Source organism: Mesorhizobium sp. WSM4989 (genome assembly GCF_029625795.1).
Classification (GTDB): domain Bacteria; phylum Pseudomonadota; class Alphaproteobacteria; order Rhizobiales; family Rhizobiaceae; genus Mesorhizobium.
Map to the genome: position 1 here is coordinate 1,842,428 of NZ_JARTVN010000002.1, position 24,163 is coordinate 1,866,590.

Below are 24,163 nucleotides of genomic sequence, written 5' to 3' on the forward strand. Positions count from 1 at the left end.
TGCTCCTCAGCTCTTCGTCTCTGCCTTGTTCAGCACGCCGGCCGTCTCTTCGTTCAGCGCCCGGCCGGCGCGGCGCGGCTGCGCGAGCGGGGTCGGGATCGGCGTGCCGATATTGCCTTTGAGAAAGCGCTGGCCGGCGCGGATACCTTCGGCGAGCTGTGTCTCGATGCGAGCTGTGTCGCGGCGGCGAACGTCCTCGATCACCTCGCCTACCTCCTCCGGATCGACGCCCAGCGCTTCCAGGGCCGAGCCGCCGAAGACCAGCGCCGATTCAAAGGTCTCGCGCAACTGATAGTCGACGCCGGCGCGGATGAGTTGCAGCGCGGTGCCGCGGTCGAAGGCGCGCGCCAAGATAGTAACTAGCGGGAATTCCGCCTTGATCAATTGCGCGATGCGCACGGCCACGTCCGGTTTGTCGACGCAGATCAGCACGGCGCGCGCGCGGCCAGCGCCCGCCGCACGCAGGATGTCGAGCCGCGTGCCGTCGCCGTAATAGACCTTGAAGCCGAAATCGGCCGCCGCCTGGATCATCTCGACCTCATTGTCGATGATCGAGACGTCGAGGCCGCGCAAAAGCAGCGGCTGGCTGGCGATCTGGCCGAAGCGGCCGAAGCCGATGATCAGCACGCTGCCGGTTAGCCCGTCGGCGATGTCGACGCCTTCCAGCGATTGCTCGTCGCGCGGGGTGAGGTAGCGCAGAGCCAAGATAGCCACGGGCGTCAGCACCATGGAGATGATGACGATGGCGGCCAGCGTGGAATTGGCCTGACCGTCGATGATGCCGACGACGGCGGCCGCGGAATAGAGCACAAAGGCGAATTCGCCGCCCTGGGCCATGACGACGGCGCGCTCGAGCGCCTCGCGATGGCCGCTCTTGAGCATACGCGCGACCAGATAGATGCCGAGCCCCTTCATGACCATATAGGCGACGACATAAATGGCGACTAGGCGCCAGTTCTGGGCGACGACGCCAAGGTCGAGCGACATGCCGACGGCAAGAAAGAACAGGCCGAGCAGGATGCCGCGAAACGGCTCGATATCGGCTTCGAGCTGGTGGCGGAAGGTCGATTCGGAGAGCAGCACGCCGGCGAGGAACGCACCCATCGCCATCGACAAACCGGAAAGCTGCATGGCTAGCGCCGACCCAAGCACCACCAGCAGGGCGGCGGCCGTCATCACTTCGCGGGCGCGGGCATCGGCCAGGATGCGGAAGAGCGGGTTGAGCAGATAGCGACCGGCCACGACGAGGCCGACGATCGCCGCGATCCCGATCCCCACTTCGGTCAAGCGCTCAGACAGGCTGGTCTCCGCGCCCCCCGGCGCCAGGAACGCCACCAGCGCCAGAAGTGGCACGATCATCAGGTCTTCGAGCAGAAGGATCGAGACGATGCGCTGCCCTTTGGGCGCGGCGATCTCGCCGCGCTCCTCGAGCAGTTGCATGACGATCGCGGTCGAGGTCAGCACGAAGCCGGCGCCGGCGACGAAGGATTGCGCGATCGGAAAGCCTCCGGCCAGGCCGACAAGCGTCAACAGAACGGCGCAGACGCCAACCTGCAGCGCGCCGAGACCAAAGATTTCCCGGCGCAGGCCCCAGAGTCGCGACGGCTGCATTTCCAGGCCGATGATGAACAGGAACATGACGACGCCAAGCTCGGCGACGTGAAGGATGGCTTCCGATTCGGAAAAAATGCGGAGGCCGAACGGCCCGATGACCACACCGGCAGCGAGATAGCCGAGGATGGAGCCCAGCCCGATGCGCTTGAAGATCGGCACGGCGATCACGCCGGCAGCGAGCAGCGCCACTACCTGTACGAGATCGCTGCCCGATGCTTCAGCCGCCATGACTACCGTCCTTTCGTTTCAGCACTCCTTGCATGCAGCGGGAGTGCGAGGCAAGGGCAGGGGGCCTGGCAGGAAGAGCAGGGGTGTCGGCCCGAAAACGAGCGTGTGCCGTCAGGCAAACTCCCGCTGCAGCTTCGTACACAAGTTTACGGAGCCCGGTCGTTGCGCGCCGCCACAATCAAAGGTTAAGGCCGGTAGGCTTTGGCTATGGAGCTTCAGCCATTGGAGGGCAGCGGCGATGGGCCGCTGCCTTTTTTTGAGGAGATGACTGACATGAAGAATTTTTTGCTCGTTGCCGTTGGCGTTGCGGCGCTGGCCGTTTCGGCCTGTTCGAAGGGACCGGAGTGCACACAGGAGATCGCCGCCAAGAAGGCGCAGGACATGGCTGCCGCGCTTCAGGAAGCAATCACCAAGGATCCGAGCAAGGCGGCTGATCTGACGGCCAAGGTGCAGGCCGTGACGACGAAATATCAGAATGCCACGACGCTGGACGAAGCCTGCAAGGCATATGACGAAGTGACTGCCGCCATCAAGGGTTGAGCCAAGTCAAAACGAAAGAAGGCGGTGGCCATTGGCTGCCGCCTTTTGTCTTCCTCGATCGCCTTTGCTCAGTTCTTCGCGATCGAGCCGACTTCGACCGCGTCGACCCGCTTTAGGCTCATGCCGATGACCGGCACCAGCTGCTTGTCGACGCGCACGGCGACCGTCACGGTCATCGAATTGTCGTCGGGAACGCGCGCCTGCATGACGCCGTTCAACTGATTGCGGTTAATGGTGAAGACGACCTTTTGGGGATCGACGACATTGCCGCCGACAATGTCCATGCCGTTGCCGGTCGAGCCGCCCATGAAAGTGCCTTTGTAACCATCCCGGCCCCGGCGTTCGACCGTCGCCGACATCTTCTGGGTGAAGACGCCGACCCGGCAGTCGCCGTCTAGCGTCATGCCGACCTTGCCGTCCGGCGTGGAACCGTTGAAATTGCAGGTGAATTTCGTGCCCTTGTATTTGCCGGCGATGATTTCGCCAGGGCCGACCCATTTGCCTTCGACCGAGCGGAAAAACTGCTTGTCAGCCTCTGCTCCAAAGGCCCTTTCGACGAGGCCGAGCGGTACGGCGGCCGCAACCGTTGCGGTCATGACGCAGGACAAGATTACGCTTCTCATTGACAACACCCGGCACGAACGAGTCTGCTGTTGGAACCAGAGTGACCATGAAGAAGATTGGTTAATGCTTCGTCACTGGCGACCGTTTCTGCATTTACCTTACTGCTCGCTTCGGCCATCCTTTCGCGTCGCGAACGAGGTCAATGCCGAGAGGAAATCGCCTAGCCCCGGTCGCTTTACCGCAATGAACGGCAGCGGGCGCGTCGTTTCCATCGCCGCGATGCCGATGCGCGCCGTCATCATGCCGTTGACGACGCCTTCACCAAGCTTTGCCGAGAGCTTCACGGCAAGGCCGTGGCCGACGATCTGCTGCACGAAACTGTCGCCGACGGCGATCGAGCCGGTCACCGCGAGATGGGCAAGCACACCGCGCGCCAGGCGGAAGAAGCCCAGCGTGCCGGGACGGCCGCCATAAAGTTCCGACAGGCGCCGGATCAACCTGCCGGCTTCGAACACGACATAGGCGACGTCGACCAACGCGCGCGGGCTGACCGCCGTCACCAGCGAGACGCGCTTCGCGGCCTCCAGGATCATCATCTTGGCGCGGGCATCGAGCGGCGACAGAATCTCGGTCTCGGCGAGCCGCACCAGATTGGCGCCATCAATAATCTCGCCGCGCAATTCGGCGAGCGAGCGGCGGCCGGCCGCGGTCTCCGGTTTTGCCGCGACGAAGGCGGAAAGCTCGTCGACCAGAGCGCGCGCGGCCTTGGGGTCGTCGCGCGCCACCGCATCCACGGCCCGTCGCTGTAGTTTCTCGACCTCAGCGAGGCGTGCGATGGCGAGGAACTCGCGGATCAGGACGATCAGCAGCGACAAAAGCGCGATGGCCGCCATGCCGGCCGCCAGCCAGCCCAGCCATTCGGCGCGCGCGAAAAGATCACGGATGAGCTGATCCGTCCACAGGCCCACCGCGAGCGAGACAAGCACGCCGAAAGCTCCGAAAAACAGGCGTGCCAGCAGCGAGCGCCTCCTTGGAGCGGTCGCCGGTGGCGGCGGGGCCTGCTCGATATCCGGCTGGTCGAAAACGTCGATCTCCGAGGGAATGACCACGGCGACATCGGCCCTGGCGGCGCGTGGCCTGCGCACGGGCTGTTCGGCGCCACGCTTCTGCGGCGCCTCGTGCCTTGGCGCGGGCTCGGGCTCGATGCGGAAGGCCGCCGGTTTGCGGGGCGGATTCATGCCAAACGATCTCCGATCAGGAACTGAAGCGCGCGGTCGAGGCGAATATGCGGCAAAGACAGCGTGACGCCTTCGGCCGTCCGCTCGAGCTTCGGCGGACGAAAGCGCACGAAACGGATCGCATTGTTTTCCGCCTGCTGCCCGGAAACGTCGAACACGGGATCGACCTTTTCCGGCAAGTCACCGGGAAATATGGCTGTTTCGGCTTTGCCGTCGAATGTCTCGCCGTTGATCTTCTCGCCTTTCAAGGGCGTGCCGATGATCACCGGCAATGTCTCGCGGCCTTGCTTCACGGTGCCCTCGCGGGTCGAGCGCACCGCCGCCATGGCGACCACATCGACATCGGCGCCGCTGAAATTGGCCCGCGCCACCGCCCGGTCGGCCAGGCGGCGCACGATCGCCTGCAGCCGGTCATGGCTTTCGTGGTGCAACTGGTCGGCTTTGGTCGCCGCCACCAGGATGCGGTCGATGCGCCTCGAAAACAGGTCGGTGACGAAATTGCCCCGCCCGGGTCGGAAGCAGGAGAGGATTTCGGTGACGGCCCGTTCGAGGTCGGCCATGGCGGCCGGGCCGGCGTTGAGCGCCTGCATGGCGTCTATCAGCACGATCTGGCGGTCGAGACGGGTGATATGCTCGCGAAAGAACGGTTTTACGACATGGGTCTTGTAGGCTTCGTAGCGGCGCTCCATCATCGCCTGCAGCGATCCGGGGCGGCGCCGTTCCGACAATTTCATCAGCGGCGCGAAGGTCAGCGCCGGCGAGCCTTCGAGATCGCCCGGCATCAGGAAACGACCCGGCGGCAGCGTCGACAGCGCACGTTCGTCGAGCTTGCAGGCCGTGAGATAGGCGGCGAAGCTTTCGGCGAGACGGCGCGCCGTCATCTCGTCCGCGTCGGCGTCCGGATCGACTGAGGAGGCCAGCTCCTGCCACGCCTGTGACAGGTCGGAGCGGACCGGCAGGGCGGCCAGCTCCACCGCCTCGCGCGAAAAATCGGCGAAAGATTTACCGAGCAGCGGCAGGTCAAGCAGCCATTCGCCGGGATAATCGACGATGTCGATCGACAGCTTTCCGGCCGAAAACAGCCGGTTCCAGCCGGAGGCCGACTCGTATTCGATAGTCAGCCTCAGCTCTGAAATCGCGCGCGTCGAATCCGGCCAGACACGGTCGTCGACCAGGGCCGCGACATGGTCCTCGTACTGGAAGCGCGGGACGGCGTCGTCCGGCTGCTCCTCGAGCAAGGCGCGGGCGATGCGGCCCGATTTTTGCGCTTCGAACAGCGGCAGCCGCCCGCCATGGATAAGGTTATGGACGAGAGCGGAAATGAACACCGTCTTGCCGGCGCGGGAGAGGCCGGTGACGCCCAGTCGCAGGGATGGGGAGAAGAGCCCGGCGGCCCGGCCCGACAACGTGTCGAGCGCAATCCTCGCCTCGTCGGTGAAAGTGGTCAGCGATGATGCCAAATCTGCCTCTGGGTCGCCCGTCAGGGCCCGATATAGGCCTTGGGCAAGGCGTTTGAAATGGTGTCAGAGATCGGCGGGACTGAGAAAGGCCTCGAGATAACCACGGCCTTGGCCTGCTTCACCGAGATTGCCGGGAAAACGCACGACGGCGAGTCCGGAAGTGGGAAAGCCGTGGTTGAGCATGCCTCGCGCGGTCTCATCGCCGTCGCCCGACACCGCCATGGCCAGGTCCTCGGTCATCGGATTGTGGCCGATCACCAGCAATGAGCCGGCCCCGCCGTTCTTACGAATGATTTCGAGGTAACCGGCGGCATCTTCGCTGTAGAGTGTGTCGAAGAACAGCACCCGGCCGGTGTCGGTGCGGCCCGCAAGGCCTTCCAGGGTCTGCCGTGCTCGCTTGGCGTTGGAGCAGAGCGTGACATCCGGCACGTAGTCCCGGGCCCGCATGGCGTCACCCATCGCCTCAGCGTCGGCCATGCCCGATTCGTCGAGCGGACGATCGAAGTCACGAACACCGGGCAGCGCCCATCCGGCTTTGGCATGCCTCAACAGATAAAGTCTGCTCAACCGGCTCCCCCTTTATGTTGAATACGCTGAGCGTTTTGGCGATTAGTCACCAGAACGGTGTCGTGCACAATGGCATAGGACGCGCAACCGCGCCGAATCGCTGATGATTTCGATCCCGACCGTTGAGAAATGGCCGCCGCGAATGCCTGCTGCTGCGAAGACTAACAAATGCGTGAAACTGTTATTGTTTCCGCTTGTGCAGCCCCTTGTCCGCGAATATATAGGCGCCAAATTTGGGGTTGTTGGGTGAGTCGAATGAACGACATCGTTACCGCCGATTACGTACCCTCCGAAGACGAGCCGTTCATGAACGAACGGCAGAAATCATACTTCCGCCAGAAGCTTATCACATGGAAGAATGACATCCTTCGCGAAGCGCGTGAAACACTCGAAATCCTCCAGCAAGAAAACGCCAACCATCCCGACCTAGCCGACCGCGCCTCTTCCGAAACCGACCGAGCCATCGAACTGCGCGCCCGCGATCGCCAGCGCAAGCTGATCTCGAAAATCGACTCCGCGCTGCAGCGGATCGACGAAGGCACCTATGGCTATTGCGAGGAAACCGGCGAGCCGATCGCGCTGAAGCGGCTCGACGCCCGCCCGATCGCGACGCTGTCGATCGAGGCGCAGGAGCGCCACGAACGCCGCGAGAAGGTCTACCGCGACGACTGACGCGGGTTGGGACAGACGCAGGTTTTGCGAAAATGGCCGGATCTTTCCGGCCATTTTCTTTTTTGAGCGGCAATCCTTTGGGGGTCAGCGTTTGTGGCTGGCCAGCTCGCCGAGAAGCTTGGTCATCTCGTCATCGAGCGAGGGCTTCGCCGCCGGCTTGCTTGCCGGTTTGGAATGGGACTCCTCCAACGATGCCTCGAGCTCGTGCATCAGTAGTGTGTCGTCGATCGAGTCGTTGGAGGGCTGCGGCGGGGCCTGCCGGCCAGTGCCATTCGTCCCATACGCAGGGAGCGGCATGACTTTCGCGGCCGGGGGAGGCGGTACCGGCGGCTTTGCCGGAGGGGGCGCCGCGCGCGGGCGCGACACGGGCTCGCTCACGGGAGCCGGCGCCGGTGCGGTCGGCTGCCTGGCCGGGGCGGGTGCGGGCTGAGGCGCCCGCGGGCGCGGCGCGGCGGCCTGCTGCTGGCCGCTGTCTCCGGTCAGCGCCGGACGGCGAGGTGCTGCCAGCCTTATGTCTCGTTCGACCACGACATCAGTCGGGCCGCCGATCAGGATGAGGTGTTCGATATCGTCGCGCCGCACCAGCACCAGCCGGCGGTGGCTGTCGACAGCGGTGGCGTCCATGACGGCGAGCCGTGTCTTGCGATTCCGGCCTCCGGCAACGAAGGTGCCGAAAGTCAGGTTGCGGACTACCTTGATGACGAGCAGGACCACGACCAGCAGAACAAGGGCCGCGAACGTCCATAGAATTGCAGCGACATAACCCGGCCCCGCTACGCTATCCAGCCACTGCAGCATCGGTGCACCCAATCGCCTTTGAAGTGACGCGACACTAGACCTTAGGGACTAGCCTCCGCAAGGCGACATCACCCATCGTGAACAGTTTGAAACATGAATCGTTGATTTTATCGGACATTTGCCGTCCGGGCCTTTTCCGCTACAGGAGAATGTGATTCAACCGGCCGTTCGCGGGTGTCGGGGCATCGGAATCACGAGCAGGGGGCACATGGCCAAGGAAACGCGCGGCGATTTCTATCCGGTACCGATCGTCGACCAAAACACGCGTCCGGGCGCCATCGCCAGGCTCATCATCTTCATCGTCGTTTTGACCGGCGCGGCGGTCGTTTTCGGGTTGTTCCGCGAGCGCCTCGGCGATCCGTTCCTGCTCGGCATGCTTGGCGTGCTCGCCATGATCGGCGTCGGCTTTCTGTTCGCGACGGCGATCGGCTTCGTGCAGATCGCCCCGCGTTCAACCGGCGACGAGCTGTCCAAAGCGTTCGTCGATTCAATGTCGCAAGGCCTCCTGGTCACCGACACCAAGGGTCGCGTAATCTACGCCAACCGGGCCTATGCCGAGATGACGGGGGCCGCTTCGGCGGCGGACCTCAAGACGGTCGAGGGGCTGCTTTCGGACGTCCCCGAGGCTTCAATGACCATCTACCGGCTGGCGTCCGGCCTGCGCGACGGCCAGGCTGGCGACGGTGAATTTCGCCTGGCGCAGTCGATCAAGCCTGGGGCCGAGCCGGGCGCGCGCTGGTACCGCGTCCGTGCCCGCGCCTTCAATGTGCCGGGCCAGCGGCTGCCGATGCTTGCCTGGCAGATCGCAGACATCTCGCAGGAGCGGGCGGAACAGGAGCGTTTCTTCCTCGACCTGCAAAAGGCGATAGACCATCTCGACCACGCGCCCGCAGGCTTCTTCTCGGCCGACCAGGAAGGCCGCGTCACCTATATCAATGCGACGCTTGCCGAATGGCTGGGCATCGACCTTGCCAGCTTCACCCCGGGCGCGGTCACGCTGCCGGAGATCGTCGCCGGCGACGGCATGGCGCTCGTCCGCTCGGTCAAGGCTGATCCCGGCGCCACGCGCAACGCCGTCATCGACCTTGATCTGACGACAATGAGCGGCCAGGCACTGCCCGTCCGCTTCATGCACCGCGTTTCGGCAAGCCGCGAAGGAGTGAACGGGCCGACGCGCACCATCGTGCTCAACCGCACCCAGGGAGAGGACGCGTCCGCCGACCTGCGCGCCTCGGAGGTGCGCTTCACGCGTTTCTTCAACTCGACGCCGATGGCGATAGCCGGCGTCGATGCCGGCGGGCGCATCCTGCGCACCAATGCGCCGTTCCTGTCGCTGTTTTCGTCCGTCGTCGACCGAGACGCTGTCGACCGGCGCGTGCGTTTCGAGAGCGTGGTGCATGAACGCGACCGGCCGGCCTTCGCCGCCGCCTTCGAGAAGGCGCGGCAGCGGCAGGCCAATATCGAGCCGATCGACTCGTTGCTGCCCGGGCATGAGGAGCGCCACATCCGCTTCTACGTGAATGCCGTCGCCGACGGCGCCGGTAGCGAGGGTGCGGAGGAATCGGCCATCGTCTACGCCGTCGAGACTACCGAGCAGAAGGCGCTCGAGGGCCAGATGGCGCAGAGCCAGAAGATGCAGGCGGTCGGCCAGCTTGCCGGCGGCATCGCGCACGACTTCAACAACGTGCTCACCGCCATCATCATGGCGTCGGACCTCCTGCTCACCAACCACCGGCCGTCGGACCCGTCCTTCCCCGACATTATGAACATCAAGCAGAACGCCAACCGGGCGGCGTCGCTTGTTAGGCAGTTGCTGGCCTTCTCGCGCAAGCAGACCTTGCGGCCGGAAGTTCTCAACCTGACCGATGTGCTTGCCGATCTGCGCATGCTGCTTGCCCGCCTGGTGGGCAACGATATCAGGCTGAAGATCGACCACGGGCGGGATCTGTGGCCGGTCAAGGTCGACATCGGCCAATTCGAGCAGGTGGTGGTTAATCTCGCCGTCAACGCGCGCGATGCGATGCCCACCGGCGGCGATCTTACCGTGCGCACCCGCAACGTCATGGCCGAGGAGTGCAAATCCTTCCCGTATCGCGAGCTTATCCCGGCAGATTATGTGCTGGTCGAGGTCGAGGACACGGGCAGCGGCATCGCGCCGGAGGTGCTGAAGAAGATATTCGAGCCGTTCTTCACCACAAAGGAGGTCGGCAAGGGAACGGGCCTTGGCCTCTCGATGGTCTATGGCATCATCAAGCAGACCGGCGGCTTCATCTACTGCGATTCCGAAGTCGGCAAAGGCACGGTGTTCCGCATCTTCCTGCCGCGCCACGTGACGGAGGTGAAGAAGGCGAGCGAGCCTGCCGACACTGCGGCGGCGGCAGCTCCAGCCAAGCCGGCCGACACGCTGAAGGACCTCTCAGGTTCGGCGACCGTGCTTCTGGTCGAGGACGAGGACGCCGTTCGCATGGGCGGCGTGAGGGCGCTGACCTCGCGCGGCTATACCGTGCACGAGGCTTCCTCCGGCGTCGAGGCGCTGGAGGTCTTCGAGGCGCTCGGCGGCAAGGTCGACATCGTGGTGTCCGATGTGGTGATGCCGGAAATGGACGGGCCGACGCTGCTCGGCGAACTGCGCAAGCGCCAGCCGGACATAAAATTCGTCTTCGTTTCCGGCTACGCCGAGGACGCCTTTGCCAAAAACCTGCCGGCCGACGCGCATTTCGGCTTCCTGCCCAAACCATTCTCGCTCAAGCAACTGGCGACGATCGTCAAAGACGTGCTGGAATCTTAAAGCGCATCGCCGAAGCGATCAGACGACGCGCTTTAGATCATTGCTTGATGCAGGTCCTTTCCCCAAAAGCGCTGCGCCCTTTTAGGCGACATGTCTTAAACAGCTATCGCTTGCACATTGCAGCCAGCCTGCCATGATGCAGGTCGGATGGGTCCTGTCATGGGGGTGATAGCGCGTGACGCCGCACATCGAGGCGGGCAGGGGAGATTATGCCGAAACGGTGCTGCTGCCGGGCGACCCCGAGCGCGCGCAGTGGATGGCGCAAACTTTTCTGGAGGCGCCGCGCTGCATCAATCTCCGTCGGGGCGCCCTCGGCTTCACTGGCCGTTTCCGCGGTAAGCCGGTCAGCATCCAGGCAACCGGCATCGGCGTCTCTTCTTTCCTGATCTATGCCCATGAGTTGCTGGACTATCATGGCGTGAAGACGCTGATCCGCACAGGAACATGCGGCGCATTGTCGGACGACGTGCCGCTGCGGGGCTTGGTCGTTTCAAGCGCCGTGCGCGCCGAGGGCCCGATCAGCGGGCAGGTGTTCGGACTTTACCAGCCGGCGGGCCCCGATGAGGCGCTCCATGCGCTGGCGCTGCAGCGGGCCGCCGATCTCGGCATTGCCTGCAGCGCCGGCCTGACCGTCTGCAGCGACATCTTCCATCATCCCGATGGCCGCGCCCGCTTCGACGAGCCCAGGGCGCTCGGCGCGCTGGCGGTCGACATGGAAACCAGCGCGCTCTACCGCATCTCGGCGCAGTTCGGCGCGCGCGCCCTATCGCTGCTGACCGTGGTCGACCACGTCGCCGCCGACGAGCAGACCGAGTATTCCGAACGCCAGGCGCTGTTCACCGACATGACCCGCCTGGCGCTGGAAGTCGCGGTCACTGCTTAGGCGGTTTCCGCTTCAACTGCCCCTCGGCTGTCGGCCGGCGACCCGCAGATAAAGCGGTAGGTTGTGCGCAGCATCGAAGCGAAGTTCCTTGTTCGATCAATGTTTCGTGCAGGTGGAGGCGGTAAAGGCGCCGTCCTGCTGCTTCATGATGATGTCGAAGGAGGGAGCGCCTGGATCGTCGAGCGTCGCCTGTGTCAGCGAGATCGAGTTGCCGCCGCTCGTATAGCCGCCGAGCGGGCCGAGCCAGCTGATCTCGCCATTGGCGTCCATCTGGTAGTTGTAGGTTCCCGACGTGCCGAAGGTCACTGGGCCGCTATAGACATTGCCCTTGATGGTGATGTCGCCGAGATTGATGAAGAGGCCGAGCAGATAGACCTCGCAATGATAGACGCCGTCCGGAAGCTTGCCTTCGGCGAAGTCCGCGCCGGCCTTGCCCACGGCCGACGCAAGAAGCAGCAAGCTCAGAAGAATGCGAATCGGGAAGGCCATGCGGTCGCTCATTTCGGCGGCGACCTTGCCCCATTTTGCCGCTGCCCCGCAACTGGCCGGCGAGTGCCGGCACGGAGACGAGATTAAGTATTGGGCATTTTATGATTTGGGCAAAATCTAGGCAGAGCTGCGCAACGTTTTCTCAAACCCAGGGTGCTTGATCGGAGTCGTTTTATTCGCTTCTCAAGCGCTAAACGTTTGTATTTATGACTATTTCTCCTGATCCCCGCCTGCGTCCGCGTTTGGCACGTCGCTTGCAACCAAGTTTGATGAGATCGGATCGTCAACCATCACCGGTTGACGAGCGGAAGGGTTGCCTTCGAGGGGAAGGCGCTCGACCGGAGCGCGGCGTATGACCGCGCCCGGTCGGGCATCGCATGGTGCCGCAGGGCAGGGAGATCTCTCCGCTGCTCACGGTCCTCGAAAATCTGAAGTCCGGCTTCGCGCCGCTTCAGCGCGGCGACCGCAACATTCCTTCGCATGTCTTCGAGGTGTTTGCGGTGCTGAGGCAGATGCCTTCGCGGCGCGGCGGCGACCTGTGCGGTGACCAGCGGCAACTCGCCACTCGGGCGGGCGCTGGTGATGCGGCCGAAGCTGCGCACGCCGTCGCCGGTCTCGCGATGCAGAATAGATTCCTCGTGCGGACGCCTAGATCATTGCGGATTATGCACCATTAATGACGCTTCCAAGTAACGGAATGGATCCTTGGGTCTTCGCTCCGGTTCGCGTCGTTACGCGGAAGGATGACGAAGTGTTCGACGGCTCTGGTGTGGCCAATAGCGCATGCTAGTCTTTGCATGGCCTTGGTGAGTCGGGCTCTTTCCGTATCAGTCGAGATGAAGGGGGATGGCGCGGGCTCCGCCCGCAAGGTCCGCGCAAGCAAGCTCGCCTAGCTTTCCCCGCAGTGATTGTCGGTCGATGCGTCCAACAAAAGCTTGCCAGGGGAAGGCGATGGAACGTTTTGTCGAGGACTATCAGAAGCGGCGGCTGACCGAGCGCGTCGATATCATGACGGCGATCAACATCCTGATGTCGCAGGGCTACGACGAGGATGATCTGCTCGGCGAAATAACCAAGGTTTTTTACGTTGACCTCGACGCCTATAACGAAGTAATCGGGCACCATTGACGGCCTGAGCAGCAAGACTTCAACCGTTCCGGAATTGCTCTGAGCTTCAAGCGCAGCGGTGGATGTCGAGCACGCGGCTGCGAGCGAAGACTCCGACATTCCGTAAGGTCAGAGGACGAACACCGACAACAGCAGTATGATGCCGACCGCCATCATCACCAGACCTGGCCAATTCTGAGACAGGCCGAGGAAACGGAGTCCGCGTCGCCGCGGCTCCAGTGTGGGGCCTGGTGTTGCCAGGTTCGGCGCCGGACGGTCCGGCGCTGTAGATGCCGGGTCACTCAGGCGTCCGCGCCTCAAAGTGGCGCCTGCCATGTAGACGACGCCTGCGATGGTAAGCAACGCACCGAGGATGACGGTCATCTTCCCTCGCTCCTTTCCGACGCTGCGGGATGTGGCGAGCGTTTCGCGAGGTCGCCGTACCGAATCTTTCGGCGAGATCACCCTCCGTCGACCTCGCGATCGGCTGGGACAGAACGGTCAACATGGCCGGCAGGTTCCGACAAGCCAACCGCCGACGGCGTTCCGCGCCGGGCAAACTTCCGGCGTTCCAACAAAGAGCCGCGGCAGTTTAGGCCGCCACCCGCTTCATCAGCGCCATGGCACCGAAGGGCGCACGCACCTTGCCCTCGCTTATGAAATAGGCGAACACGTCGCGCGGCTTGACCGGCGCGTCGGTCTTGGGATCGGCGCGCGGCAAATCGGCCGGCTGCCTGCCTTCCGCCCAGGTCTTGACGCGGCCCGCCCATTCGTCGAGCCCTTTCGGCGTGTAGCAATCGGGATTGTCGTCGCTGCCGGTTTGCAGGCGGGCATAGACGAAATCGCCGGTGACGTCGGCGATCGCCGGATATTTGGCGTGGTCGGCATAGACGATGGCGGCATTGTATTTGCGCGCCAGAGCCGGAAATTCCGGGACAATGAAGCTGTCATGCCGCACTTCGAGCGCATGGCGCAGCGGCACGCCGTCCTGCTTGTCGGGCAGCAGCTTCAGGAAGGCCTCGAGATCGTCCGCATCGAACTTCTTCGTCGGCGCGAACTGCCACAGGATCGGTCCCAGCTTGTCGCCGAGCGCGACAATGCCCGAGCCGAGGAAGCGCATTATCGATTCCCCGGCCTCGCCGAGCACGCGGCGGTTGGTGACGAAGCGATTGCCCTTGAGCGAAAAGACGAAGCCGTCCGGCGTATCGTTCGCCCACTTGACGAAGGTCGGCTCCTTGAAGCTGGAATAATAGGTGCCGTTGACCTCGATGCTCGGCACCTGGCGGCTGGCATAGTGCAACTGCTTGGCCTTGGCGAGCTTCTCCGGATAGAAGGAGGTGTCCCAGGGCTCGAAGGTCCAGCCGCCCATGCCGGAGCGGATCTTTCCTTGGCTCATCGTCTTCCTCCTCCGAGTTTTGAATGCGGCTCAGGCTGCTTTGTCGACCGGCTTGGCCATGTCGACCAATATCCATCCTGGCCGGTATGGGTTGGCGCGGCGACCCGTTTCCCGATAGCCGTAAGCCGAATAGAGCGCGATGTTCCGCTCCATGCGCGAATTGGTGTAGAGGCGCACCTCCGGCACGCCCCATGACCGCGCCTGTTCGTCGGCGAAGTCGAGCAGCGCGATACCGAGTCTCCTGCCCTGGAAGGCCGGCGAAACGGCAACGCTGAAGATCATGGCATGATCGTCGTGCCGCTCGAGGACAAGCAGCCCGGCCAGATCGGAACCATCCTCCAGCAGCCAGACCTCGCCGCGCGTAATACGGGGCGCATAGTCCTCGGTCACCGGGATCGGCGGCGCGCCGAACAGGGCGGTGTAGGGGGCGTAGGCGTCCGTGGTTATCGCGACGACAGCTTGGAGATCACCTGCAAGCGCTTGCCTGATCTTCATTCGAGACTGTTCCAAACGCTTGCCGACCCACTCGCTCACTCGGCCGCTTCGCGCTTGCCCCCGGGGCGCCGCTCCAGAAGCTCCTTCAGGAACTGGCCGGTGTAGCTGCGCTTTTCGCGCACGATCGCTTCCGGGGTGCCGGAGGCGACCAGCTCGCCGCCACCGTCGCCGCCCTCGGGGCCGAGGTCGAGCACCCAGTCGGCTGTCTTGATGACTTCGAGATTGTGCTCGATCACCACCACCGTGTTGCCCTGGTCGACCAGCTCATGCAGCACTTCGAGCAGCTTGGCGACGTCGTGGAAATGCAGGCCGGTGGTCGGCTCATCCAGGATGTAGAGCGTCTTGCCGGTCGCCTTGCGCGACAGTTCCTTGGCCAGCTTGATGCGTTGCGCCTCGCCGCCGGACAGCGTCGTCGCCTGCTGGCCGATATGGATGTAGCCGAGCCCGACCTGCTTCAGCGTCTCGAGCTTGTCGCGCACGCCGGGCACCGCCGAGAAGAACTCGACGCCTTCCTCGACCGTCATGTCGAGCACGTCGGCGATCGACTTGCCCTTGAAAAGCACGTCCAGCGTCTCGCGGTTGTAGCGCTTGCCATGGCAGACGTCGCAGGTGACGTAGACGTCGGGCAGGAAGTGCATCTCGATCTTGATGACGCCGTCGCCCTGGCACGCCTCGCAGCGGCCGCCCTTGACGTTGAAGGAGAAACGGCCCGGCTGATAGCCGCGGGCCTTGGCCTCCGGCAGACCGGCGAACCAATCGCGGATCGGCGTGAAGGCGCCGGTATAAGTGGCGGGGTTGGAGCGGGGCGTGCGGCCAATCGGCGACTGGTCGATATCGATGACCTTGTCGAGGAACTCCAGGCCCTCGATGCGATCATGCTCGGCCGGATGCTCGCGCGAGCCCATGATGCGGCGTGAGGCCGCCTTGAACAGCGTCTCGATCAGGAAGGTCGACTTGCCGCCGCCGGAGACGCCGGTGACGCAGGTGAAAGTGCCGAGCGGGATCTCCGCCGTGACGTTCTTCAAATTGTTGCCGCGCGCGCCGATAACCTTGATACGCCGGTTCTTTTTCGCCTCGCGGCGCACCGCCGGCGTCGCGACCTCGAGCTCGCCCGACAAATATTTCCCGGTGATCGAGGCGGGCGTCGCCATGATCTGCTGCGGCGTGCCTTGCGCGATGATCTCACCGCCATGGATGCCGGCGGCCGGGCCGATATCGACGACATAATCGGCATGCAGGATGGCGTCCTCGTCATGCTCGACGACGATCACCGTGTTGCCGATGTCGCGCAGGTGCTTCAACGTATCGAGCAGGCGCGCGTTGTCGCGCTGGTGCAGACCGATAGACGGCTCGTCCAGCACGTAGAGCACGCCCGTCAAGCCGGAGCCGATCTGCGAAGCCAAACGAATGCGCTGGCTCTCGCCGCCCGACAGCGTGCCGGAATTGCGCGACAACGTCAGATAGTCGAGGCCGACATCGTTCAAGAAACGCAGGCGCTCGCGGATTTCCTTCAGCACCCGGACGGCGATCTCATTCTGCTTCTCGTTGAGCTGCGCCGGCAGATCGGTGAACCACCGGTCGGCCTTGCGGATCGACAGCTCCGTGACCTCGCCGATGTGCCTGCCGGCGATCTTGACCGAGAGCGCTTCCGGCTTCAGCCGGTAGCCGTTGCAGGCGGGGCAGGGGGTGGCCGACATGAAGCGCTCGATCTCCTCGCGCATCCAGGCCGATTCCGTTTCTTTCCAGCGCCGGTCGAGGTTGGGGATGACGCCCTCGAAGGTCTTGGTCGTTTTGTAGGACCGCAGGCCGTCGTCATACTGGAAGGTGAGCTCGCGCTCGCCCGTGCCGTGCAGCACGGCCTGCTGCGCCTCGGCGCTCAGATCCTTGAACTTGTCGCCGAGCTTGAAGCCATAGGCCTTGCCCAAGGCCTCAAGCGTCTGCGCGTAATAGGGCGAGGTCGATTTCGCCCACGGGCTGATGGCGCCGTCGCGCAGCGAGACATTCTCGTCCGGCACAATGAGGTTGGCGTCGATGGCGCGCTGGCTGCCGAGGCCGTCGCAGGTCGGGCAGGCGCCGAACGGATTGTTGAAGGAGAACAGCCTGGGCTCGATCTCGGGAATGGTGAAGCCGGACACCGGGCAGGCGAATTTTTCCGAGAACATGATGCGCTCATGCGTCTCGTTCTTCGACTTGTTGACCGAGTCCTCGCCCGTCCGGCTGGCGTCGAGCGGCTTGTCGGCGAACTCGGCCACCGCAAGCCCGTCGGCGAGCTTCAGCGCCGTCTCCATCGAATCCGCAAGCCGCGTCGCCAGATCGCCGCGAACTACGATGCGGTCGACGACCACGTCGATGTCGTGCTTGTATTTCTTGTCCAGCGCCGGCACGTCGGCGATCTCGTAGAAGACGCCGTCGACCTTGACGCGCTGGAACCCCTTCTTCTGCAGCTCCAGAAGTTCCTTGCGGTATTCGCCCTTGCGGCCGCGCACGATCGGCGCCAGCAGGTAGAGACGCGTGCCCTCGTCCAGCGCCAGCACGCGGTCAATCATCTGGCTGACCGTCTGGCTTTCGATCGGCAGGCCGGTGGCCGGCGAATAGGGAATGCCGACGCGGGCGAAGAGCAGGCGCATATAGTCGTAGATTTCGGTGACGGTGCCGACTGTCGAGCGCGGGTTGCGCGACGTCGTCTTCTGCTCGATCGAGATGGCGGGAGACAAGCCGTCGATCTGGTCGACGTCCGGCTTCTGCATCATTTCCAGGAACTGGCGGGCATAGGCCGAAAGGCTTTCGACATAGCGACGCTGACCCTCGGCATAGATGGTGTCGAAGGCAAGCGACGACTTGCCGGATCCCGACAGGCCGGTCATGACGATCAGGCTGTCGCGCGGCAGGTCGAGATCGACGTTCTTGAGATTGTGTTCGCGCGCGCCGCGAATGGAAAGATATTTTTGGTCGGCCATCGCCGGTCGCCGCCTCAGGTCTGGAATTTGCTGGATTGGCGGGTTTGTCCCGGCCATCCCCTATGTAGGTAATCTCGTCGCCGCGTCGAGAGACGCCACAATCTCGACCAAAGCGTTTAACCGCCTTTCGCGCGAGCGGGCAAGCGGAAAGAACAAAGGCCGAACACCCTCCTGACAAAGCGCTGTGGAAACAGCGGCTGCAAAAACCGTCGCGACCGATCAGTCGAAGGCATTCGACTTACCTGGACGTAACCTCCGATCGATCACATTTTTCTGTAACCGGCTCTTCAACGGTTGACGTCTCGGACCCATGGGGGCAGTCTCAAAGGCGTCAACGAAGCCGGCCGTCTGTCGATGGCCTCGTCACCCAGAGGTGGCCTGCGAGACGCCGCAGGCTTCAGCGATTTGCGCTTCGGACGACATTGCCACAACGGACCAGGAGCGGAGCATGACGCCACCGGACAGTCCCTTGAGGCTCCACGAAGCGATGGAGCCGCGGCGGGCATAGTGCCAGGGTAGGCGTGAGCGCCACCCGAAAAACGTGACCTGCCGATTCCTACAATCAGAGACCATAGTCGGATCGTCGGCTGAAAGCCGCGTTGCATCCGAAACAGAACGCCGGCAGTCCACTCCCGGCTAAAATTGGGTTTCAGATCCATGAAAGCCCCGTCCACCTGCGGAAGCAGTGGCGGGGCTTGCATTTTGCGAGTCGAAGGTCCGTCGCCGGCGTCCGCAATGCGGGGTAAGCTTCAGTGGTTGGGAGGCCTGATGGCGCCCGTTGCCATGTCGATGGTTATGCTACCCGAAATCCTGACATCGGTGTCGCCGATCTTGAACGTGCCGTTGCTGCCGGCTGGCAGTGAGTCGTCAGGCTCGGGCTGCGGCGCGGGCTTGGCGATACGGTAGTCGCTGCTCACGCCGGGCAGTTTTTGTGTCGAATTGTCGTCGGCAAAAGCGGCGGTGCCGACCGCAAGCACGCCGGCGACTGCGACAACGGCAAAACCCAGATTCGTCAAGGAACGCGCTCGGATCATGCGCGAACTATAGAGGCGCGCCGAAGGCGAGGCCAGACGCGCCGCAATCAATTTGCCGCGCGGTCAGGCCGCCTTCTTGCGCGTGTCGTAGACATGGTCGACGAGGCCCCAGGCCTTCGCTTCCTCGGCGGTCATGAAATAGTCGCGGTCGAGCGTGCGCTCGACCTCGTCATAGGTCCGGCCGCAATGCTTGGCGTACAGCTCCGTCATGTGGCGCTTGGTGCGCAGGATGTCCTCGGCGTGGCGCTGGATGTCGGAGGCCTGGCCCTGGAAGCCGCCCAGCGGCTGATGCAGCACGATCCTGGTGTTGGGCAGCGCGATGCGCCGACCGGGCGAGCCCGCCATCAACAGGAATGAGCCCATCGAGGCGGCAAAGCCCATGCACACCGTCGACACCGGGCAGGAGATGTACTGCATGGTGTCGTAGATGGCGAAGCCGCTGGTCACCACGCCGCCCGGCGAGTTGATGTAGATCGATATCTCCTTGTCGGGATGGTCCGATTCCAGCGACAGGAGCTGCGCGCAGACCAGCGCCGACACGCCGTCATTGATCTCGCCGTTGATGAAGACGATGCGTTCGCGCAGCAGCCGCGAGAAAATGTCGAAGGCGCGCTCGCCGCGGCTCGACTGCTCGATCACCATCGGCACGAGATTGGCAAAGGCGCTCATCGCAGATCTCCTCGGTTCTTTGGTCAAGCCGCGCGCAGCATCATGCTTGGCGCATTGGCGGCAGCTGGGCTCTTGCGCGCGTGGAGCGAAATCCCGCAGCCGGCGCCGGAAACGGCGACGACAGGTTGCGCGACCGTCGCGAAACCATCATGGACGATGCTGAGATGCGTGCCGCCGGAAACCATGCGCGCGAGCGTGAAGGTGACAATGCTGTCGAAGATGGGACCGTCGAATGCCGGTAGCCGGTCGGCAGCGTCCACGCCCGGTCGCTCGCGCCAGGAATAGCGCAGCAGCTTGCCGGGCTCGGCCTCGAGCACTTCGCACTCGATCGGCGCGTTTGGTCCGGCAAAGGCAAAGCGCTCGCCGATCGCCGGCTTGATGTCGTTGGGCATCAGCCACGCGGCGAGCAGTTCCGGCTCGGTGAGCGCCCGCCAGACTTTTTCCGGCGGATCGGGAAGCTCGCATTCGAAGCTGAGCGGCGCGTTGGCCGCTGCCAGGTGTTTGGTAATCGTCATTGGTCCATTTCCTTCAGAACCCTCTTCAAACGCTCGATGCGCTCCGGCCAGAAGGCGCGGTAGCGTTCGATCCAGCCGAGCAAGGGATCGAGCCCTTGAGGGTCGGCGCGGTAATAGGCGTTGCGGCCGGCGCGCCGCTCGATCACCAGTCCGGCGCCGCGCAGCACGGCAAGATGCTGCGAGACGGCCGGCTGCGACACGCTGACGCCGGCGCGCAGCTCGGACACCGTCAATTCACCGGCCGCGAGCCGCTCGTAGACGGCGCGGCGTGTCGGATCGGCCAGGGCCCGGAAAATCTCTGCTTCGATCATGCGCAAAGCATAAGTCGATACTTATTGGTTTGGCAAGCGCCGTTTTAGGCCGTCCAGCGTCTCACCGGCTCCGCCGCTCCGTCGAAGCTTGCCTCGAAGATTGGCGATGCGAGCACGGCATGGATGTGAAGCGTGCCGGAAGCCACGTTTCGAAAGCCATGCTTGCGGTGCGCGGGAATGATCAGGGACTGCCCGGCGGCAAGCACGGCCCGTCGGTCGTCGACCCACATTTCGGCTTCGCCGGCAATCACCGTCAGTACTTCCTCGACCATATGCGCATGCGTTGGTGCGCCGCTACCCGGTCCGACCCACTGCTCGAATATGCAAAGGCCCGCCGCGCCATTGGCGGCGGCAACATGCATGCGGGTTTCGACTCCGGCGCGCCACGTTTCGCGCGGCTGATCCTCATGCGAAACAACGTTCATTCCGATATCCCCTTGTTTCCTGCCCAGGAATACTACCTGTTGCTGACATTCCTTGACAGAAACAGCGGTCAAGACTAGAACGAAGAGAGAACAAAAACCTTGTGGGAAAAGCCAGCCTTCGCGGGCATGGGCGAACCGCAGGCTGTAAGGTGAGCGACTTAAAATTTGTTTCGGATGAGCGCGGAGAAGTACGATGGCGGGTAGCGTCAACAAGGTCATTCTGGTCGGCAATCTCGGGGCGGACCCTGAAATCCGCCGCCTGAATTCGGGCGACCCGGTCGTCAACATCCGCATCGCCACGTCGGAAAGCTGGCGCGACAAGAATTCCGGGGAGCGCAAGGAAAAGACGGAGTGGCACAATGTCGTCATCTTCAACGACCAGCTCGCCAAGGTGGCGGAGCAGTATTTGAAGAAGGGCATGAAGGTCTATGTCGAGGGCCAGCTGCAGACGCGCAAATGGCAGGACCAGACCGGCAACGATCGCTACACGACTGAGGTCGTACTGCAGAAATTCCGTGGCGAGCTGCAGATGCTCGACGCGCGCGGCGAAGGCGGCGGCCAGGTCGGCAGTTATGCCGGCGGCGGCAACAGCCGGGGTTCCGATTTCGGCCAGTCGGGTCCGAACGAAGGCTTCAGCCGTGGCGGCGGTGGCGGTTCCAGGGGCGGTGGCGGTGGTTCGTCGCGCGAGCTGGATGACGAGATTCCGTTCTGAAGGTCTCGCAATCGTCGTTTGAGGGGAAGGCGCGATGTCGCTCGGACCGTTGCTGACAGCGCCTCCTCCCATTCCATGGCACGCGTTCGCCGCCTTCGCCGCGCTGGCGATAGGCGGGGCGCAACTGGCATTGCCGAAAGGCACGACACGCCACCGCGTCTTGGGCTATGCCTGGGCAGCGCTGATGCTGGTCGTCGCCGTCTCGAGCTTCTGGATCCAGCAGATACGCCTGATCGGGCCGTTCAGCCCGATCCACATCCTGTCGATCCTGGTGGTTGTCACCGCCCCGCTGGCGGTCTGGTATGCGCACACCCATAAAGTGGCCGCGCATCGCAGCGCCATGATCAACCTCTACCTATTTGCGCTGATCGGCGCCGGCATCTTCACGTTGCTGCCCGGCCGCATCATGCACACGGTCGTATTCGGCCAATAAACAATTTCGAGCGAAAGTGCGTCGCGGTTTTCCGTCCGGAATTGCCTATAGTTGATAGTTGCGGCGATAGTCCGCTTGCAAAGCAGCGTCTAAGGAAGATCATCGTGAAAGCACGCGTCAAATGGGTTGAGGAACGCACCTTTGTCGGCGAGTCCGGCAGCGGTCACAAAGTCGTGCTGGGCACGGCGCATGGGCCGGAAGGCCGGACGCCAGGGCCGAGCCCAATGGAGCTGGTGCTGATCGGCACCGGCGGCTGCTCGGCCTACGACGTGGTCCATATCCTCGAAAAAGGTCGCGAGGCGGTCGAGGACTGCGTGGTCGAGCTGGACGCGGATCGTGCCGAGACGGAACCGCGCGTCTTCACCCGCATCCACATGCATTTCATCGTCAAGGGTCGCGCGCTGTCGCGCGACAAGGTGAAAAGGGCGATCGATCTGTCGATCGAGAAATACTGCTCGGCCACCGCCATGATGGCCAAGACGGCGGCCGTCACGCATGATTTCGAGGTGGTCGATACAGCAGTGAAATAAGGCAGTAGGGATGCTGCTCAGGCAGACATCAGCGCCCTGACGCCGTCGGCGACGAACTGCACCGCAAGCGCCGCCAGGATGACGCCGAGCAGCCTCGTCAGGATCGAGCGGCCGGTCTGGCCGAGGATGCGGTCGATGCGCTCTGCCAGCACGAACACCAGAAAGGTGAGCACAAGACAGATCGCGATGATGCCGACCAGCGCCGCTTGCGCGGCAAAGCCCTCGAAGTGTCCTGACAGCAGCACTGTCGCCGATATCGCGCCGGGACCGGCGATCAGCGGGATCGCCAGCGGAAAGGCGGCGATGTTGTGGATCATGTCCTTGGTGATGGCGACGTCGCCGATCTTCTCCTTGCGGTCCTGACGGCGCTCGAACACCATTTCGAAGGCGATGAAGAAAAGCAGGAAGCCGCCGGCGACGCGGAAGGCCGGCAGCGTGATGCCGAACACCGACAGGATCGACGCGCCGGCGACGGCGAACAACGCCATCACCAGAAAGCCGATCACCGAAGCTCGCACCGAGACTTGCTGGCGCTCGTCCCGGTTCATGCCACGCGTGACGGCGAGGAAGAGCGGTGCCAGCCCGGGCGGATCGATGGTCACTAGGATGGTGACGAAGGCGTTGAACAGGGTGTCGAAGCTCGGCATCGCTGGTCCCCTCCCGCCTGGCGAAGCCCAAGCCCTGCATTCGTAGAGCAAAGCGGGAGCGGTGGGAACAGGACGGGAGGATTTCAGCCGGCTATTCAGCTTTGTTGCAATAAGCCTCGAGCCGGTAGCCGTCAGGGTCGATTACGAAGGCGGCGTAGTAGTTGTCGCCATAGGCGGCGCGCGGGCCGGGCCGGCCATTGTCCTTGCCACCCGCAAGCAAGGAGGCCGCATGGAAAGCGTCGACGCCGGCGCGTGTCGGTGCGGCAAAGCAGAAGTGCAGGCCGGAGTCCGCGTCGGCCGGGACCGGCCGGCCGGCCTCATTGACCCAGAGTTTTACGGTCCTGGCGCCGTAGCCGAGCGAGCCGGGTGACTGGCTGAGGCACGAGTAGCCGAGGGGCTCCAAAGCGGCGTCGTAGAAGCGCTTCGAGGCGCCGCTGTCGCGGACGCCGATCGAGATATGGTCAAGCATCGTTTTCTCCATAAATACAGGTGGTTAATCGGTCAGGCTGGAGTCGAGCGCCGCGCCAGGAACTCGACCTCGGTGCGCCAGGTTTTGCCGCCGTCATGCGAACGCTCGCCAAGCCAGCGGAAGGCGTTCTCGGTGATGTGCGAAAAGCTCCAGCGCACCGAGGAGCCGGTGCCGTCGGCGCCGATCTGAACGATCGTGTCGCCTTCGGCGCGGCCGAGCTGGCGGCTGTAATACTGGTTGCGCGGATCGCTCCAGAAGATATGCCAGGCGTCCGCGCCGGGGTCGTAGACGCGCAGCGTCGAGCCGTAGAAGGTCCATGGCCCGAGAGAGGCTTGCACCCCGGCATTCCGCGCGGGCAGGATCCAGACGTCCTGGACCGCCTTGCCCTCCAGAACCCAGCCGAAATGCACCTCGCCGCGCCCAGTGAGCCTGGTGCCGTCCTCCAGCGTGCGCGTGGCGTCGAAGGTCCAGGCGCCGATGAAGCGGCCGTAGAGTTTCAGCTTTTCGGCGAGATCCGGATTGGGAGCGTCGCTGTGCAGGGCTTCGGCAAAAGGATCGGTCATGGTTGCTGCCTCGTTTGTCAGGAGAGGCGGAGCAATAGGGCCATGGCGGGGTTCTGGGC

General features: G+C 63.6%; 27 protein-coding genes and 1 pseudogene. 9 read left to right on the top strand and 19 right to left on the bottom strand.

Annotated features, from left to right (window positions below):
* Window positions 1-6: 6 nt before the first annotated feature.
* Window positions 7-1,842 (bottom strand): monovalent cation:proton antiporter-2 (CPA2) family protein, encoded by a 1,836-nt coding sequence (locus P9217_RS21615; RefSeq protein WP_278087490.1) that lies wholly within the window; start codon window positions 1,840-1,842, stop codon window positions 7-9.
* Between the two features lie 222 nt (window positions 1,843-2,064).
* On the opposite strand from P9217_RS21615, the gene P9217_RS21620 reads away from it, so the two are divergent.
* On the top strand, window positions 2,065-2,382 hold the full coding sequence (locus P9217_RS21620; protein WP_278087491.1) for a hypothetical protein: 318 nt from the start codon (window positions 2,065-2,067) through the stop codon (window positions 2,380-2,382).
* A gap of 68 nt (window positions 2,383-2,450) precedes the next feature.
* Here P9217_RS21620 and P9217_RS21625 read toward each other — a convergent pair whose 3' ends face one another.
* The 4 genes from P9217_RS21625 to P9217_RS21640 all read right to left on the bottom strand — a co-directional run bounded on the left by P9217_RS21625 (window position 2,451) and on the right by P9217_RS21640 (window position 6,211).
* Window positions 2,451-2,978, bottom strand: coding sequence for a hypothetical protein (locus P9217_RS21625; RefSeq protein WP_278087614.1), 528 nt, complete (start codon window positions 2,976-2,978; stop codon window positions 2,451-2,453).
* A gap of 126 nt (window positions 2,979-3,104) precedes the next feature.
* Complete coding sequence (locus P9217_RS21630) at window positions 3,105-4,184, bottom strand: TIGR01620 family protein (RefSeq protein WP_127241219.1); 1,080 nt, start codon at window positions 4,182-4,184, stop codon at window positions 3,105-3,107.
* Window positions 4,181-5,644, bottom strand: a complete 1,464-nt coding sequence (locus P9217_RS21635; RefSeq protein ID WP_095825311.1) for a YcjX family protein — start codon at window positions 5,642-5,644, stop codon at window positions 4,181-4,183. Before P9217_RS21635 ends, P9217_RS21630 begins: the two co-directional genes overlap by 4 nt.
* Before the next feature lie 63 nt (window positions 5,645-5,707).
* A complete protein-coding gene (locus P9217_RS21640; protein ID WP_067319736.1) occupies window positions 5,708-6,211 on the bottom strand; it encodes a histidine phosphatase family protein in 504 nt (167 codons plus the stop codon).
* A gap of 255 nt (window positions 6,212-6,466) precedes the next feature.
* Here P9217_RS21640 and dksA point away from each other — a divergent pair, with 255 nt between their 5' ends.
* Window positions 6,467-6,883 (top strand): RNA polymerase-binding protein DksA, encoded by a 417-nt coding sequence (dksA, locus tag P9217_RS21645; RefSeq protein ID WP_040972254.1) that lies wholly within the window; start codon window positions 6,467-6,469, stop codon window positions 6,881-6,883.
* Between the two features lie 84 nt (window positions 6,884-6,967).
* Here the strand turns inward: dksA and P9217_RS21650 are convergent, their stop codons facing one another.
* Window positions 6,968-7,681: a flagellar biosynthetic protein FliO gene (locus P9217_RS21650; RefSeq protein ID WP_278087492.1), complete on the bottom strand. Its 714-nt coding sequence runs from the start codon at window positions 7,679-7,681 to the stop codon at window positions 6,968-6,970.
* A 208-nt stretch (window positions 7,682-7,889) separates the two neighbouring features.
* Here P9217_RS21650 and P9217_RS21655 point away from each other — a divergent pair, with 208 nt between their 5' ends.
* Window positions 7,890-10,469, top strand: coding sequence for a PAS domain-containing sensor histidine kinase (locus P9217_RS21655; protein ID WP_278087493.1), 2,580 nt, complete (start codon window positions 7,890-7,892; stop codon window positions 10,467-10,469).
* A 175-nt stretch (window positions 10,470-10,644) separates the two neighbouring features.
* Window positions 10,645-11,352, top strand: coding sequence for a purine-nucleoside phosphorylase (locus P9217_RS21660; protein ID WP_066992426.1), 708 nt, complete (start codon window positions 10,645-10,647; stop codon window positions 11,350-11,352).
* A gap of 96 nt (window positions 11,353-11,448) precedes the next feature.
* Here the strand turns inward: P9217_RS21660 and P9217_RS21665 are convergent, their stop codons facing one another.
* Window positions 11,449-11,841 carry a hypothetical protein gene (locus tag P9217_RS21665; protein ID WP_095825347.1) on the bottom strand — a complete coding sequence of 131 codons (393 nt, stop codon included), beginning with the start codon at window positions 11,839-11,841 and terminating at the stop codon, window positions 11,449-11,451.
* 279 nt (window positions 11,842-12,120) lie between these two features.
* On the opposite strand from P9217_RS21665, the pseudogene P9217_RS21670 reads away from it, so the two are divergent.
* Window positions 12,121-12,438: pseudogene (locus P9217_RS21670) on the top strand (ABC transporter ATP-binding protein); the annotation flags it as partial.
* A 354-nt stretch (window positions 12,439-12,792) separates the two neighbouring features.
* On the top strand, window positions 12,793-12,969 hold the full coding sequence (locus P9217_RS21675; RefSeq protein WP_082953673.1) for a hypothetical protein: 177 nt from the start codon (window positions 12,793-12,795) through the stop codon (window positions 12,967-12,969).
* A gap of 108 nt (window positions 12,970-13,077) precedes the next feature.
* On the opposite strand, the gene P9217_RS21680 is transcribed toward P9217_RS21675, so the two are convergent.
* From P9217_RS21680 to P9217_RS30455, 9 genes are all read right to left on the bottom strand, one after another.
* Complete coding sequence (locus P9217_RS21680) at window positions 13,078-13,332, bottom strand: hypothetical protein (protein WP_067320133.1); 255 nt, start codon at window positions 13,330-13,332, stop codon at window positions 13,078-13,080.
* A 208-nt stretch (window positions 13,333-13,540) separates the two neighbouring features.
* Window positions 13,541-14,344 (bottom strand): DUF72 domain-containing protein, encoded by an 804-nt coding sequence (locus P9217_RS21685; RefSeq protein WP_278087494.1) that lies wholly within the window; start codon window positions 14,342-14,344, stop codon window positions 13,541-13,543.
* A 30-nt stretch (window positions 14,345-14,374) separates the two neighbouring features.
* A complete protein-coding gene (locus tag P9217_RS21690; protein WP_095830011.1) occupies window positions 14,375-14,839 on the bottom strand; it encodes a GNAT family N-acetyltransferase in 465 nt (154 codons plus the stop codon).
* A gap of 35 nt (window positions 14,840-14,874) precedes the next feature.
* On the bottom strand, window positions 14,875-17,796 hold the full coding sequence (gene uvrA, locus P9217_RS21695) for an excinuclease ABC subunit UvrA (RefSeq protein ID WP_278087495.1): 2,922 nt from the start codon (window positions 17,794-17,796) through the stop codon (window positions 14,875-14,877).
* A 749-nt stretch (window positions 17,797-18,545) separates the two neighbouring features.
* The gene (locus P9217_RS21700) at window positions 18,546-18,812 is read right to left on the bottom strand and encodes a hypothetical protein (RefSeq protein WP_245466679.1); all 267 of its coding nucleotides are present in this window, start codon (window positions 18,810-18,812) and stop codon (window positions 18,546-18,548) included.
* An 81-nt stretch (window positions 18,813-18,893) separates the two neighbouring features.
* Entirely contained in the window at window positions 18,894-19,499 is a 606-nt protein-coding gene (locus tag P9217_RS21705; protein ID WP_066992448.1) for an ATP-dependent Clp protease proteolytic subunit, read from the bottom strand.
* Window positions 19,500-19,522: 23 nt separating this feature from the next.
* Window positions 19,523-20,014 carry an SRPBCC domain-containing protein gene (locus tag P9217_RS21710; RefSeq protein ID WP_278087496.1) on the bottom strand — a complete coding sequence of 164 codons (492 nt, stop codon included), beginning with the start codon at window positions 20,012-20,014 and terminating at the stop codon, window positions 19,523-19,525.
* Window positions 20,011-20,325, bottom strand: a complete 315-nt coding sequence (locus tag P9217_RS21715) for a metalloregulator ArsR/SmtB family transcription factor (RefSeq protein WP_067319753.1) — start codon at window positions 20,323-20,325, stop codon at window positions 20,011-20,013. Before P9217_RS21715 ends, P9217_RS21710 begins: the two co-directional genes overlap by 4 nt.
* Before the next feature lie 44 nt (window positions 20,326-20,369).
* Window positions 20,370-20,960 carry a cupin domain-containing protein gene (locus P9217_RS30455; protein ID WP_336618904.1) on the bottom strand — a complete coding sequence of 197 codons (591 nt, stop codon included), beginning with the start codon at window positions 20,958-20,960 and terminating at the stop codon, window positions 20,370-20,372.
* Between P9217_RS30455 and P9217_RS21725 the strand changes: the two genes are divergently transcribed.
* The 3 genes from P9217_RS21725 to P9217_RS21735 all read left to right on the top strand — a co-directional run bounded on the left by P9217_RS21725 (window position 20,944) and on the right by P9217_RS21735 (window position 22,425).
* On the top strand, window positions 20,944-21,462 hold the full coding sequence (locus tag P9217_RS21725) for a single-stranded DNA-binding protein (protein ID WP_067319755.1): 519 nt from the start codon (window positions 20,944-20,946) through the stop codon (window positions 21,460-21,462). The two genes, P9217_RS30455 and P9217_RS21725, sit on opposite strands and share 17 nt — an antisense overlap.
* Before the next feature lie 34 nt (window positions 21,463-21,496).
* Entirely contained in the window at window positions 21,497-21,895 is a 399-nt protein-coding gene (locus P9217_RS21730) for a DUF2306 domain-containing protein (RefSeq protein ID WP_278054306.1), read from the top strand.
* Between the two features lie 104 nt (window positions 21,896-21,999).
* Complete coding sequence (locus tag P9217_RS21735) at window positions 22,000-22,425, top strand: OsmC family protein (protein WP_095777762.1); 426 nt, start codon at window positions 22,000-22,002, stop codon at window positions 22,423-22,425.
* Window positions 22,426-22,442: 17 nt separating this feature from the next.
* On the opposite strand, the gene P9217_RS21740 is transcribed toward P9217_RS21735, so the two are convergent.
* The 3 genes from P9217_RS21740 to P9217_RS21750 all read right to left on the bottom strand — a co-directional run bounded on the left by P9217_RS21740 (window position 22,443) and on the right by P9217_RS21750 (window position 24,104).
* On the bottom strand, window positions 22,443-23,072 hold the full coding sequence (locus tag P9217_RS21740; protein WP_278087497.1) for a MarC family protein: 630 nt from the start codon (window positions 23,070-23,072) through the stop codon (window positions 22,443-22,445).
* Between the two features lie 91 nt (window positions 23,073-23,163).
* Window positions 23,164-23,541, bottom strand: a complete 378-nt coding sequence (locus P9217_RS21745) for a VOC family protein (RefSeq protein ID WP_278087498.1) — start codon at window positions 23,539-23,541, stop codon at window positions 23,164-23,166.
* Window positions 23,542-23,573: 32 nt separating this feature from the next.
* Window positions 23,574-24,104, bottom strand: coding sequence for a hypothetical protein (locus P9217_RS21750; protein ID WP_278054309.1), 531 nt, complete (start codon window positions 24,102-24,104; stop codon window positions 23,574-23,576).
* Window positions 24,105-24,163 lie beyond the last annotated feature (59 nt).